The sequence below is a fragment of the Exiguobacterium sp. s70 genome, assembly GCF_018618315.1.
In the GTDB taxonomy this organism is placed as follows: Bacteria; Bacillota; Bacilli; order Exiguobacteriales; family Exiguobacteriaceae; genus Exiguobacterium; species Exiguobacterium chiriqhucha.
Genome location: NZ_JACSLV010000001.1, coordinates 588,648 through 601,916, shown reverse-complemented (window position 1 = coordinate 601,916; position 13,269 = coordinate 588,648). Strand labels below are relative to the sequence as shown.

Here is a 13,269-nt window from a genome sequence, read left to right as displayed (position 1 = left end):
TTCCATTTCCAATTTGAAAATTTGGCATTGCACAACCTATTTTTGTTTGTTATGCTTCTCAATGAAAACGACAATGATAATCATTATCAGTGAGAAAGCATCAGTATTCCTTACATAGAGCAGAAACGTGGACTAGTCGCGGACTCACTGAGAAGGTCGTCATTCAAAAACAGATACATAGGGAGATGGAAAGAATGGGGAAATGGAAAGCAGCAGTTATACTCACATCACTCGTCTTCACGCTAGCCGCATGCGGTAGCACGGACGAAACGAAAGACGAAGGAAGTGCGGAAGCCGAGACGGCACCGAAGACAGTTGAAATCACAGACGCACATGGAACAATCGACGTACCGGTCAATCCGGAGAAGGTCGTCGCGCTCGACAACCGAACGTTCGAGACGCTCTCGGATTGGGAAATCGACTTAGTCGCGGCGCCAGTTGGATTGATTCCAGCGGACTTGCCTTATAAAAACGATAAAGACATCGTAGACGTTGGGATGCACAATGAGCCGAACTTAGAAGCGATCGCCGGTGTGGATCCGGATGTCGTCATCGTCGGACAACGATTCGCCGACTACTACGAAGACATTAAAAAATTGGTCCCAGAAGCGGCCGTCATCAACTTGGACATCGAACTTCCCGAAGATGCGGGCACGCCAGGAGAAATCTTGGTCGAAGGCTTTAAGACGACGACACGTTCACTCGGCCAAATCTTTGAAAAAGAATCGGAAGCAGATGAACTCATCGCGAGCTTCGAAGCATCGATCGACAGTGTGAAAACAGCATACAACGGTGAAGATAAAGTGATGTCAGTCATTGTTTCAGGTGGCGATATCGGCTTCTCGGCGCCGAACACAGGTCGTGTCTTCGGACCGATGTATGACATCTTTGACTGGACACCTGCCCTCGAAGTAGCGAAAACGACAGGTGACCACCAAGGGGATGAGGTTTCGGTCGAAGCGATTGCTGAGAGTGACCCGGACTGGTTGCTCGTCCTCGACCGTGATGCGGCCATTTCAAGCATGGAAGATGCTGTACCTGCAGCGGACGTGATTGATAACGCACCGGCACTCCAAAAAACGAAAGCCGTGACAGACGAAAAAATCGTGTATGCGCCGAACGATACGTACATCAACGAGTCGATTCAAACTTATTCTGAACTCTTCAACGACATCGCAGCCGCGCTTTCGAAATAAGGGAGTCACGTTGTGCAAAAACCAATGACAGCAAGGGTTGAGACATTGTCTCAGCCCTCCTTTTCTAACATATGGACGAAGTCCTTTATCGTAGCAATGCTAGTGGTGTTCATATTGGCGGGCCTTTCGCTCGTGACCGGCGTCTATGACATTCGTCAAGAAGGTGGGTCGGACATGTTTTGGATCACTCGCGTCCCGCGTACGATTGCAATCATGTTGACCGGTGCCGCCATGGCGATGTCGGGACTGGTCATGCAACTGATCACGCAAAACCGTCTCGTCGAACCGACGACGACCGGTACACTCGAATGGGCGGGGCTCGGCCTGCTCGCTGTGTATCTGCTCGTCCCGGCTCCGACGCTCATGATGCGGATGACGGGGGCGATCGTCTTTTCATTCATCGGAACGATGGTCTTCTTCTGGTTTCTGCGCTCGGTCAAACTCCGCTCGTCGTTGATTGTCCCGATTATTGGACTCATGCTCGGGGCGGTCGTCTCGGCCGTGTCAACGTTTCTCGGTCTATTCTTTCAAGCAAGCCAGACGATTGAAGGTTGGTTCGTCGGGTCGTTCGCATCGGTGCAGATCGGACGTTATGAATACTTGTGGCTCATCATCCTCGTCACGTTCTTCATTTTCATCCTTGCGAATCGCTTGACGCTCGCTGGACTCGGAGAAGACATCGCGACGAGCCTCGGCGTCAACTACAACCGCCTCATCTTGATTGCGACGGGACTGATTGCACTCGCGGTCGGGGTCGTGGCGACGGTCATCGGCAATCTGCCGTTTCTCGGGCTCATCGTTCCGAACATCGTTTCGATGTTTCGCGGGGATGACCTGCGCAGCAACTTGCCGTGGGTATGCGTCATCGGGATGGGAACGGTCCTCGTCAGCGATTTGATTTCGCGGACGATCATCATGCCGTTCGAATTGCCGGTATCACTCATTCTCGGGACGGTCGGATCAATCGTGTTCATCGCGATTCTCATGAGACAACGGAAGACGGGAGGGGTACGATGAGCACACTTATTGAAAATAAGACGAAGCCACGGGAAGCGTATGATGTCGATGGTCGATCCGTGCATACAGAAGAACGGTGTGCGACGGCGTTCCGTTCGAAACGAGAACAGCGCCGCTACTGGCTATTCCTTGCCTTCTTCATCATCGGCGGATTGCTCTGTGCGTTCGGATTACTCGTCTATAACAATCCGGTCCCGTTCGACTCGCCGTCGTTCGTCCCGGTCGTCGAGCGTCGGATTGTCGCCGTCATCACGATGGCGATTGCCGCGCTCTGTCAAAGCATGGCGACGGTCGCGTTTCATTCGGTGACGAACAACCGGATCATCACGCCATCATTACTCGGGTTCGACGCACTCTACTCGACGATTCAGACAAGCATGATTTTCTTCTTCGGGGCAGGGGCGTTAATCGGTTTTTCGGGAACCGGTGCCTTTTTGACCCAGGTGGGCCTCATGGTGCTCATGAGTCTGCTCTTGTATGGCTGGCTCTTGTCAGGGAAATATGGCAATCTGCAACTCATGCTTCTCATCGGCATTATCATCGGGACCGGCTTGAACTCGGTGTCCTCGTTCATGCGCCGCATGCTCGCGCCGTCCGAGTTCGACGTCCTGCAGGCTCGCCTGTTCGGTTCGGTGATGCATGCCGATGCCGCCTACTTCCCGATTGTTATCCCGATTGTGATTGTCGTCGGGACGTTGTTGTATAGCTTCTCCAATCGCTTGAACGTCGTCGCACTCGGGAAAGACGTGGCGACATCGTTCGGGGTGAACCATCGCCGGAGCGTCATCTTTACGCTCGTCTTAATCTCGCTCCTTATGTCGGTATCGACGGCGCTGATTGGACCGTTGACGTTCTTCGGATTCTTGGTGGCGACGCTCAGCTATCAAGTGGCAGCGACGTACGATCATAAGTACGTGTTTCCGCTGGCGTTCGCGCTTGGGTTCTTCGTTCTGACGAGCGCGTACTTCTTTATGTATCACATTCTCAATACACCGAGTGTCGTGTCCGTCATTATTGAACTGTTCGGCGGCGTGATTTTCTTAGCGGTGATTTTACGGAAGAGGTCATTATGATTCAACTTGAACAAGTACAAAAAACATATACGGATGACGTCCAAATCGGACCGATCAATCTCGACATCCCGAAAGCTGGATTCACGTCGTTGATCGGACCGAACGGGGCAGGGAAATCGACGACGCTCATGATGATCGGCCGGTTGCTCGACTTGGACGCGGGTCAAATCCATGTCGCCGGCCTGGACGTGTCGAGCGCGAAATCGAAAGACTTGGCGAAAATCGTCACGATCTTACGGCAAGAGAACCATTTCGTGACGCGTCTCACCGTCCGTCAGCTCGCGGGCTTCGGACGCTTCCCGTACTCAAAAGGGCGGTTGACGCAAGAGGATGAACGGATTATCTCGAAATATATCGACTTCCTCGACTTGACGTCGCTCGAGCATCGCTATCTCGATGAATTGTCGGGTGGACAGCGCCAACGGGCGTACGTCGCGATGGTGCTCTGTCAGGAGACGGAATACGTGCTCCTCGATGAGCCACTCAATAACCTCGATATCGCTCGATCGGTCCAGATGATGGAGTACTTGCGCCACGTCGCTGACGAGTTCGGACGGACAATCGTCACGGTGCTCCATGACATCAACTTCGCAGCGAAATATTCGGACCGCATCTGTGCGATGAAAGACGGGAACATCGCCGCCTTCGGTACGGTCGAGGAGATTATGGATGCAGACATCCTATCTGACATATTCGAGACGAAACTGGAGATTATTCAAGGGCCATATGGGCCAATCGCAGTCTATTAAAGAAAGGGTGGGATTCGATGCAGATTTACTGGACACCAATTCAACAAGTCGTGGAGGAATCAAAAGACACCTACACGTTCAAACTTGAACTGCCGGCTGGCTTCACATGGGAAGAAGGGGCGCACACACACTTCGCGCTCGAGGGATTTAACAAGGAAGATCGACCGAACCGGACGTTGATTCGCCATATGTCGATCTCGACGTTGCCGCATGAAGGCGCAATCGGTATCACGACCCGGGTCAAACCGGAATGCTCGACGTTTAAATCAATCTTGCGTGACATGAACATCGGGGACAAGGTCGCCATCTTCAAGACGCATTCGAACGTTCCGTTGAAACGGGAGGGGAAGAACGTCTATCTGTTGTCGTCGGGTGTCGGCATTGCGACGTTCCGTCCGCTCGTGCTCGCGTATTTGGCGAATGGGGAAGGCGTGCCGCACCTCCACTCGTTGAACGTCGACTCGTCGAAAGAATATCTGTTTAACGATGTATTCGCGTCAACAGACGCCTTTACGGCCGAGTTTGTCGACAGTCGTCCAGACTATTACCAGAAGGTCGAGGCACTAGCGGCAGACCGGAATGGGCTGTTTTATGTGGTCGGCAGCGATGATTTCTTGCATGCGACAATTGCTGCGTTGCGTCAAAGTGGTGTTACGCCAGATCAAATCATGCTCGACAAGCATGACTTTCAATTTGAAGATTTCTTGAAAGCCTGACGCTCAGACCGAGGACACGTTCCTCGGTCTTTTTGTATGGCAAATCTCAACGAAGCGCTCGAACAGGTCGCGTCCGTCCGGTGTGCCAATCGACTCGGGATGGTACTGGACGCCATACGTCGGGTGTTCGGGATGCTCGAGTGCCATGATGACACCGTCCGTCGTGCGAGCGGTTACGATGAGGTCCGTCTCTTGGACGACGAGCGAATGATAGCGCATGACCTCGCTCGGATTCCCATCGAACAAGACGCTCGGTATTGTCTCGATCACGGACGTCTTCCCATGCATGACCTGCTCGGCCCGTCCGACCGTCCCCCCGAACGCTTCGGCGATGACTTGATGACCGAGACAGACGCCGAGGATGGGGATGGTGCCAGACAAAGAGCGGACGACGTCGAGCGACACACCGGCATCCAGTGGGCCACCTGGACCCGGAGAGATGATGATGCCAGCCGGATTGAGGTCGCGGATCGCGTCGATTGTCAGTTCATCATTACGGATGACCGTCACGTCGCTGAACCGGGCGACATCTTGATACACGTTGTACGTGAACGAGTCGTAGTTATCGATAAGTAGAATCATGCGAACACCTCCAAAAGGGATTTGGCTTTATGCAACGTCTCTTCATATTCTGACACCGGGTCCGAGTCGTAGACGATACCGGCGCCCGCTTGGACGTAGGCCGTATCTCCTTGAACGACCATCGTCCGGATGGCGAGAGCGAAATCATAGCCGCCCCGGACGTCGAGATACCCGACGGCCCCGGCATATACTTCGCGTTTCACCGTCTCCAATTCGTCAATCAGCTGCATCGCCCGAATCTTCGGGGCGCCGGAGACGGTACCGGCCGGGAGACAGGCACGTAACGCATCAATCGGATTCAAGTTGTCACGCAGTTCGCCCTCGACCTCGGAGACGAGATGCATGACGTTTTTGAAGCGCTCGACTTCCATCTGTTTCGGAATCGTGACCGAGCCGACTTTGGCGACCCGGCCGATGTCGTTGCGACCGAGGTCGAGCAGCATGCGGTGCTCGGCGAGTTCTTTCTCGTCTTGAATGAGATCAGCGGCGTGACGCACGTCTTCTTCGATTGTCTTGCCGCGGGGGCGCGTGCCCGCAATCGGATTCGTCGAGACGCGATTGCCCTCGACGCGAACGAGACTCTCCGGGGACGCCCCGAGGACGATTGCCTCGCCCAGATCGATATAGAACAAGTACGGACTCGGGTTCTGTTTCCGGAGCGTCCGATAGAAGTGGAACGGGTCGCCGGTGAACGTCGCATCGATCCGTTGGGACAAGACGAGCTGGAACACCTCACCGGCGAGGATGGCTTCTTTCGCCTGCAAAACGCGTTCGACGAACTCATCCTTGCCAGTCAATACGCGTTCACTCGTGCGGACGACAGGGGCGAGCTCGTGTGTCTTCGCCGTCTCGAGCGACCGTTTGACGTGGTGGAGTCGCTTCTCAGCATCAGCATCCCCGGTGTCGATCACGATGACCTGCTCCTCGACGTGATCATAGAGAACGACCGTCTCATATCGTTGGAACAAGGCGTCCGGCAAACCGCGAGTCTCGCTAGGTGTGTTCGGAATCGGTTCATAGACGCGTTGCATGTCATAGCCGATATAACCGACGGCACCACCGATGAACGGATAGGGGGCATCCGGCGTGTCTCGCGAAACCAGTTCTGATAACAAGGCGAGCGGGTCGTCCGTGTGCATCGTGCCGGATGCGTCGGTCACTTCGTTGCCATTGGCGCGAATCGTCTCGACCGGATTGGAGGCGATAATCGAGTAACGGCCATGCTTGCCTTCGGCGCGGCTCTCAAGTAACACTTTCCGTTCGCCTTCTAATCGATGAAAGATGGCCACCGGTGTCAGTTCGTCGCCGTTGATGATGAGTTGTTTCATGTGATCTCCTCCTTGAAATAAAAAAAGTCCCCCGCCCGACATGTCTAAAAAAGACATGAAGGACGGGGGACCCGTGGTGCCACCTTCGTTGGGGGAGCTCCCCCCACTCATCGCGAACAATCATTCGCTATCCTCGGTAACGGGAGGACCCGTCAGAGCCTACGTATCGGTCTGAACGCTCAAAAGCCCATTCACGTGAGACACGTCACCGGTTCGCATCGACCACCGGCTTTCTGGAGACGAATCTTCACGCTACTCTTCTTTCTCATCGCGAGTTCGTATGAATGTTATCGTTACTTTAACGGGCTGAAGTCAGAATGTCAATATTGAAACTGTCAGAATGATTAGGGCTCAGGAATGTTTTTCTGTCTGGCGCTCAGTTTTCCGTTTACTGAGAAACGTATAGGCTACGAGAAACGAGGGAATCGGGAAAAGCCAATTCCAAGACGATGGAGAAGTGAGCGTCCCGTAGTACGCGAGGCCCATCGTCATTTCAATTGCGAGATTGAGCACCAACGTGATGAGCGGGGCGATATAAGACTTTTCGAATCGTAATGCAATAAGGACACCGGTCCCGATGGTGAGGATAGGGACGATGACGAGTTGCCAGATGAACGGGTCGATCAAATCCATAAGCATAGTCCTCTCGAAATGGGATTAACTGTATATTGATAAGTATACAGGGAATAGAGGATAAGAAAAAGAATACTACCGATGTGGTTACATTCAATCGAACAATGAAGATGACCATTACAAGTGAGACGACTCGAGCATACGAGTATGTTATGATGGACGCGAAAGGTAGGTACATCAATGGAAACCATCAACTTAAAACAACTTTCTGACGAACGGGCCGAACTTCAAGTCAAGGGCGACCTGGACGCGATGCGCGGCATCATGCATGACGAGTTTCGTTACGTCGACTCGAGCGGACGTCAGTTCGATAAAGAAACATTTTTAGACCAGTTCGTTGACCCGGCGTCTGTCCAGTGGATTACGCAGGAGACCGTCACGTTCGACGAGACGGTGGCTGGTGAGATCGCGCTCGTGCAACTGTTGCTCGAGGAGCGTTTCATTCTCGGGACGAACGCTTACGAAGGCCGGTTCTGGGTGTTGCATGTCTATGTGAAACAAGAAGACACGTGGCTCTGGCAAGGCGGCCAGTCAACAATGATTCATGAGGTGTGAGAACCGTGAACTGCTTTGGGAAACCAAAGCAGTTTTTTTGTGAAATCATTTACCTGATTTATTAAAAATCCGTCATTGTATGAAGTCGAATTATTACAATAGAATTTGGTATTCGACCAATTAACTGTAAAACCTACATAATGGAGGAAAGTCATGAATCATTCATCGTATTTGAAATTGTTCTTAGCCGGTTCACTCATCGTCTCGCCACTCTTGCCGCTCCAAGCGCAAGCAGAAGGATCAACAGAAGAACCACCAGTCGTCGAGACGGTCGACGTCACAGCACCGCTCGCACCTGTCGTCTCGACGCCACTCCATACGTCGAAGTCACTTGTAATTGAAGGAGAGGCTGGCACGACAGCATTGATCGGCATCAACAGCAAAGTGTACACGCGTGTCGTCACGGAAGCGGGGACGGCTCAATTCAACATGAGCCCGCAATCGGTCGGCAAACGGATCTCGGTCAGCTTGCGTGATGCCGCGGGCAACGTCAGTGAGACGACGGAAGTCGTTGTCGCCGTCGATCCGGCCGCCCGTCCGGCGACGCCGAAAATCGGAACGGTCAATAACTCGGCTCGTCAAATCGTCGTGACAGGAACGCCTGGCGCGAAAGTGACACTCCAAGTCGGTGCAGCTTCGTACACGGCGCGCTATGATGCGAAAGGCGTCTATCGCCGCGCGACGGTCGCCCTTCCAATCGGAACGGTCATCCGTGCGACGACGGTCGATGCGAAAGGCGCGACAAGCGTCACGCGCTCGACAAAAGTCATTAAAGACGGTGTGGCTCCAGCGCGCCCGCGTGTCGCACAGAGCGTGACGACGACATCGACATCGATCACAGGGACGGCCGAGGCGTACGCGACGGTGTATGCTCAAATCGGGACGAAACTTTATAAAGCACCGGTCATGTCGACTGGGAAATTCGCGATTAAAATCCCAAAACAAAAACGAGGGCAAGCGATCTCGTTGTATGCGATTGACGGCGCTGGCAATAAAGGCGGCACGCTCAAACTCGGCGTCCAACATGCGCTCTATAACAAGTTCTATCGTTTCCCAGGTCCGGTGACGGTCCATCGTGAAGTGCTCGATAGCTATGGGGAGTTCCGTTATGCGGAGACGTTCGCGCCGGTCTTCTACGGTTCACCGTCGAAAGCGAGCATGCAGTTCTTCCTCAACATCGAATCGGAAGGTGGTTTCCTTGAAATGGACACGCTCCGCCTGAAAGTCGGCAGCAAGTCGTATAAAGTGAACCTTGATCAAGACGAGATCGAGTACATTGAATACGAGGATGGAACGGTCGCGGAATACGTTGAGTTCAAACCGGATGCGAAGCTCGTCCAATTCGTGAAAGCGAATGTTCGTCCCGAGAACCGAATCGTCGTGACGGTGGAAGGCAGTGAGGACGTCATCGAATGGCCACTCTATGCTGCGGAGAAACGTGCATTCATGGAATCACTCAGTTTCGTCGGTTATTAATCCCCATCAGTTTTAATCGCCCTTCATAGGAGAAGGGCGATTTTTTTTGTTCTCAAAAATAAGGAGCGTCGGTGTTGTGTGCAACAACAATCCCCGTAATTCAATATCCATTTACTGGATAAAATCAAACATTTCTGCGAAAAGCCCGTCATTTTTTTGTGTATCGTCCATTGGACTCACCTTCAAAAGTCCTATTCGAAAAGCGTAATCATTTATTTAAGAATCCAATAAAGAGATAACTGGTAACGAAATGGTTTATTAGAAAACGTTACTTGCATAATTATTTGGTTATAAATGGTTATTATTTATCTTATGTTGTAAAAACCAATAAAATAATTGGTAATTATATTTTAATCATCCGATTCATAAAAATCTAACCTGATGACAGAAGTCTGATCATAAGTTCGAATGCTGGTAGCGCTTACTTTGTTGATTTGATGCGATTTTATTACGCTGGTAATTAATCGAACGCAGAATATTTATTCTAAATAAAATCATGAAAATGCATTATCATTTCCCTTTTTCGCTAAAAAGTCGCTTGTTTCAACTGGAAACGTTATGTATATTATGGATGTAAGCAATCTGGGACGATGCATAGGCTAAAAGTCAATGTATGGTTTTAGATACCTGTTTTTGTATGACTCGAGTCCTATCGATGCTATACATAACTCGGGCAGTAAGGGTGTCTGAGGAGTGATCGAGAAGACCGAGAAAGTCGAAGACGCAGAAATCGCATTTTACCAAAGGGAGGATTTAAACAAGATGGCAAACAAAAAACAATTTGTCACAGCTGCGGCAGCGTTTGCAGTGACAGCGGCAGCAGTCGCACCAGCAATGTCGGCTTCAGCAGCAATGCCCGTCGTCAAGCTAGGTTCAGATTATGTACGCCAAGGCAATTTGGATGCAGCGCTTGACAAGAAGTATCATGGATCAGAGATCCACTGGTACAAGTCTTCAGTCAACATGAACAAATTGGGAGTCTTCCAAACGGCGGTTGGTTTCGTCAAAGGGAAAGGCATCAAAGTCGAGAAACGCATTCGCGTCTTGAACTATGCCCAAGAAGTGGTCGGACCGAAAGAAATGCTCGTCTTCGAAAAAGGGGAAGCCGTTTCAGGAATCCGCACACAGCCGGTCAAGTTCGCAGATCGCGTCTATATGAAACCAGGTTCATGGTCTGGTATCGACACATCGAAAGTCGGCGAGTTCATGGCGACTTTCACGTACACGAACAAAGCGTACGGAACGGTCTCAAAATCGTTCAAGTATAAAGTTGTTGAATCAGCTCCGATGGTGTCGAGCGTCAAGTTGCTCAATGCGAAGGAACTTGAAATTAACTTCTCGAAACCGGTAGACGCGAGCACACTCCTTTATAACGGCATGCTCAAAGATGGAACGGTCGAAATCGATCACATTCCAGACGCGCAACGCCTCAAAGGACTTCGCGGCACACTCTCGAAAGACGGCAAAACGCTCGTCGTTCGCGCCGAGAAGACATTCGATGGCCGCTACGCTGTGCTTGCTAGCTCGAAGATTGAAGGACTCGACGGTAAAGCGCTCGTACCGTTCAAAGAAATCTACACGTTCGAAGACAACGTACGCCCGGTCCTTAACGACCCTGAGTACCTTGAAAACAACCGCGTGAAGTTCACGTTCTCCGAGCCGGTAAACGTTGACTCGGAAGATGAGCTCGAGAAGAAACTCGAATTGAAAGATGCTTCTGGCGCTGGCTACAAAGTAGACGTCGACAAACTCTCATGGGACGGCAAATCGTTCATCCTTGACTTGTCAGATGCGCAATTCGTCGCAGGCAAAGACTACAAGTTGACGCTCGTCGGTCTCCGTGACTTCGCTGGCAACTTCATCTCGCCAAACCCAGTGACGAAGATCGTTCAGAAGAAAGTCATCGACGCGGTCAACCCTTCAGTCGTCGGCATGTCTTCGTCGAAACCAGGCTACCTCACAGTCACATTCTCTGAGGCTGTCTACGTGGACCGTTACAACCACGTCGCGAAAATCACGCTCACAAACGGCGAAATCGAAGCTGACCTTGATGACAACGCATGGCTCGATGAGTCAGGCAAAGTCCTTACTGTCCGCGACCACTCGTTCATCGGTCAAATCGACGTGAAAGTTTCTCACTTCCGCGACCTCGCTGGCAACTACGGCGCTGCGTCAACGAAATTGGTTAACTTCACGAACGATGAAATGGCTCCGACTGTGACAGACGCGAAAGTGGAAGTCATCGACGGCAAGAATCACCTCGTCCTCACGTTCTCTGAAGAACTCAAGCATGGTGCTTACAGCGACGGTAAGATGTACGGTTCGTACATCACGCCGAACGGTGTCGAGAAGAAAGTGGCGGCATGGACTGACGCTTCGTACTACTCGAAGAACCAAATCAAGACGCCAATCTCGGATCTTGAGCTTGGAAACTACTCGGTCAAACTTCCGGCTAACCTCGTGAAGGATGTCGTCGGCAACGAGAGCCTTGAGCAATCAATCAAGTTCTCAATCGTCTCAAGTCCAATCGAGAAAGAGAAGCCAACGTTCGATGGCTACTACTTCCAAGAGAAGGACAACAGCACGCTTTACCTCAAGTTCAGCGAGAAGCTCGACCCATCGTCACTCAACTTGGGCAACTTCTTGATTGAAGGCAAGGCAATCGCCGAGAAAGCTGTCTTCACGGATGAAGATCGCGACGTCATCAAGTTGACACTCAAAGAAGGCGCGATTCAAACGACTGGTAAATATGCGTTCGTGATCCAAAACATCAAGGATGTAGTGGGCAACGTCATGGATACAGTCTCGTTGAACGAGAAGTTCGCGGAGAACGACCTTCCAGGCTTGACGTCTGCGGTCCTCACGTCGAACAACGTATCGGGCGACTACGCGGTCATCACGCTCACGTTCGATGAGTCAATCGCGAAGTACTCAATCGAAGATGGCTACGAAGACTTCAAAGTCCTCGTTGGCGACAAAGATCTCTCGAAATCTGCGACAGTCACAGAAATCATGGGATCGCAGTCGAACCAAGTCCAAATCACGATTGACCGTGTGTTGACTCCGGCCGAGACAGCTCAAACGCTCACGCTCAAACCAGGCGCTGCGTTCGAAGTCCTCGACCTCGAGAACAACAAACACCCATTGTTCACTTCGGTGAACATCGCTAAGTAATTAGCGTTGACCTTCATTGACCCTCCCTTAGGGTTAAATAGAGCAAGGCCTTCGGGCTGCGCCATCTTGAAACCGGTAGCGTTTGACGCTACCGGTTTTACTATGTATGAAACTGCAATAAATACATATTAATCCCAATTTATTATGGAAATTTAAAACAAGTGCGGTATGATTATATTGTACTAGTTTTGGGTGAACACTTTATAATTTGGAGGGGGATTATGAGTCGATCACAACGGAAACAGAGGCAAAAGTTTCAAGTTTTCATCAGGACGTTTGTCCTGGTTTTTCTGGTCATGGCGGGCATCATTTACGAACAAAAACAAGAAGCCGAGGCCGATGAGGTGTTGCTTCCGTCCGTAACGGGAAGTGAATTAAGATTCAGCGGCATGGCGTTGCGGCTTGATCCGCAAGGGTTATACATACACGCGAACGGGAGCCATAAACCGCTTGGCTTTACCCAAGCCTATATTGAACCAACGCGGGGCTACATCGTTGTCCGACGCGATCGGGCCGATTCGGTCGTCTCCATTATCGCCGAACCGGATGAGACGCTCACGAAGCGGGGCATCACAATCGGGGCGTCCGGGGGTGGGACGGTGACGCATTTGTTTGTCTATCAGAACGGCGTCCAACTGAACATGGCTGATCCTGTGGATTATGCCAAGACGGCTGGCGTCTTCTCCAATATTTGGATGACCATTATCAGTCAGAGTCGATGAGTCGCCGGCACGACCGGTGCTCGTCTTTTTTAGAGTCAAAGAACGAAT

General features: G+C 51.5%; 12 protein-coding genes and 1 other annotated feature. Of the genes, 9 read left to right on the top strand and 3 right to left on the bottom strand.

What is annotated here, in order from left to right; genetic code table 11:
• Positions 1 to 194: 194 nt before the first annotated feature.
• The 5 genes from KNP84_RS03015 to KNP84_RS02995 are packed head-to-tail and all read left to right on the top strand — an operon-like array spanning position 195 to position 4,751.
• On the top strand, positions 195 to 1,196 hold the full coding sequence (locus KNP84_RS03015; protein WP_215114204.1) for a siderophore ABC transporter substrate-binding protein: 1,002 nt from the start codon (positions 195 to 197) through the stop codon (positions 1,194 to 1,196).
• Positions 1,197 to 1,220: 24 nt separating this feature from the next.
• Positions 1,221 to 2,213 carry an ABC transporter permease gene (locus KNP84_RS03010; RefSeq protein ID WP_251131112.1) on the top strand — a complete coding sequence of 331 codons (993 nt, stop codon included), beginning with the start codon at positions 1,221 to 1,223 and terminating at the stop codon, positions 2,211 to 2,213.
• The gene (locus tag KNP84_RS03005; protein ID WP_214801018.1) at positions 2,210 to 3,286 is read left to right on the top strand and encodes an iron chelate uptake ABC transporter family permease subunit; all 1,077 of its coding nucleotides are present in this window, start codon (positions 2,210 to 2,212) and stop codon (positions 3,284 to 3,286) included. The genes KNP84_RS03010 and KNP84_RS03005 overlap by 4 nt, the downstream gene beginning before the upstream one ends.
• Entirely contained in the window at positions 3,283 to 4,035 is a 753-nt protein-coding gene (locus tag KNP84_RS03000) for an iron ABC transporter ATP-binding protein (protein ID WP_214835460.1), read from the top strand. The genes KNP84_RS03005 and KNP84_RS03000 overlap by 4 nt, the downstream gene beginning before the upstream one ends.
• A gap of 17 nt (positions 4,036 to 4,052) precedes the next feature.
• Positions 4,053 to 4,751 (top strand): ferredoxin--NADP reductase, encoded by a 699-nt coding sequence (locus KNP84_RS02995; protein WP_214801024.1) that lies wholly within the window; start codon positions 4,053 to 4,055, stop codon positions 4,749 to 4,751.
• A gap of 3 nt (positions 4,752 to 4,754) precedes the next feature.
• Here the strand turns inward: KNP84_RS02995 and KNP84_RS02990 are convergent, their stop codons facing one another.
• From KNP84_RS02990 to KNP84_RS02980, 3 genes are all read right to left on the bottom strand, one after another.
• Entirely contained in the window at positions 4,755 to 5,333 is a 579-nt protein-coding gene (locus tag KNP84_RS02990) for an anthranilate synthase component II (RefSeq protein WP_029594898.1), read from the bottom strand.
• The gene (gene trpE, locus KNP84_RS02985; RefSeq protein WP_215114202.1) at positions 5,330 to 6,661 is read right to left on the bottom strand and encodes an anthranilate synthase component I; all 1,332 of its coding nucleotides are present in this window, start codon (positions 6,659 to 6,661) and stop codon (positions 5,330 to 5,332) included. Before trpE ends, KNP84_RS02990 begins: the two co-directional genes overlap by 4 nt.
• A gap of 55 nt (positions 6,662 to 6,716) precedes the next feature.
• Positions 6,717 to 6,939: a binding site (T-box leader), on the bottom strand.
• 73 nt (positions 6,940 to 7,012) lie between these two features.
• The gene (locus KNP84_RS02980; RefSeq protein ID WP_051627691.1) at positions 7,013 to 7,294 is read right to left on the bottom strand and encodes a hypothetical protein; all 282 of its coding nucleotides are present in this window, start codon (positions 7,292 to 7,294) and stop codon (positions 7,013 to 7,015) included.
• A gap of 180 nt (positions 7,295 to 7,474) precedes the next feature.
• Between KNP84_RS02980 and KNP84_RS02975 the strand changes: the two genes are divergently transcribed.
• The 4 genes from KNP84_RS02975 to KNP84_RS02960 all read left to right on the top strand — a co-directional run bounded on the left by KNP84_RS02975 (position 7,475) and on the right by KNP84_RS02960 (position 13,221).
• Positions 7,475 to 7,849: a nuclear transport factor 2 family protein gene (locus KNP84_RS02975; protein WP_029594901.1), complete on the top strand. Its 375-nt coding sequence runs from the start codon at positions 7,475 to 7,477 to the stop codon at positions 7,847 to 7,849.
• A 153-nt stretch (positions 7,850 to 8,002) separates the two neighbouring features.
• Complete coding sequence (locus KNP84_RS02970; RefSeq protein ID WP_214835452.1) at positions 8,003 to 9,325, top strand: Ig-like domain-containing protein; 1,323 nt, start codon at positions 8,003 to 8,005, stop codon at positions 9,323 to 9,325.
• 762 nt (positions 9,326 to 10,087) lie between these two features.
• A complete protein-coding gene (locus KNP84_RS02965) occupies positions 10,088 to 12,499 on the top strand; it encodes an Ig-like domain-containing domain (RefSeq protein ID WP_144060661.1) in 2,412 nt (803 codons plus the stop codon).
• Positions 12,500 to 12,795: 296 nt separating this feature from the next.
• Positions 12,796 to 13,221 carry a hypothetical protein gene (locus KNP84_RS02960; protein WP_235045168.1) on the top strand — a complete coding sequence of 142 codons (426 nt, stop codon included), beginning with the start codon at positions 12,796 to 12,798 and terminating at the stop codon, positions 13,219 to 13,221.
• The last annotated feature ends 48 nt before the right edge of the window (positions 13,222 to 13,269 follow it).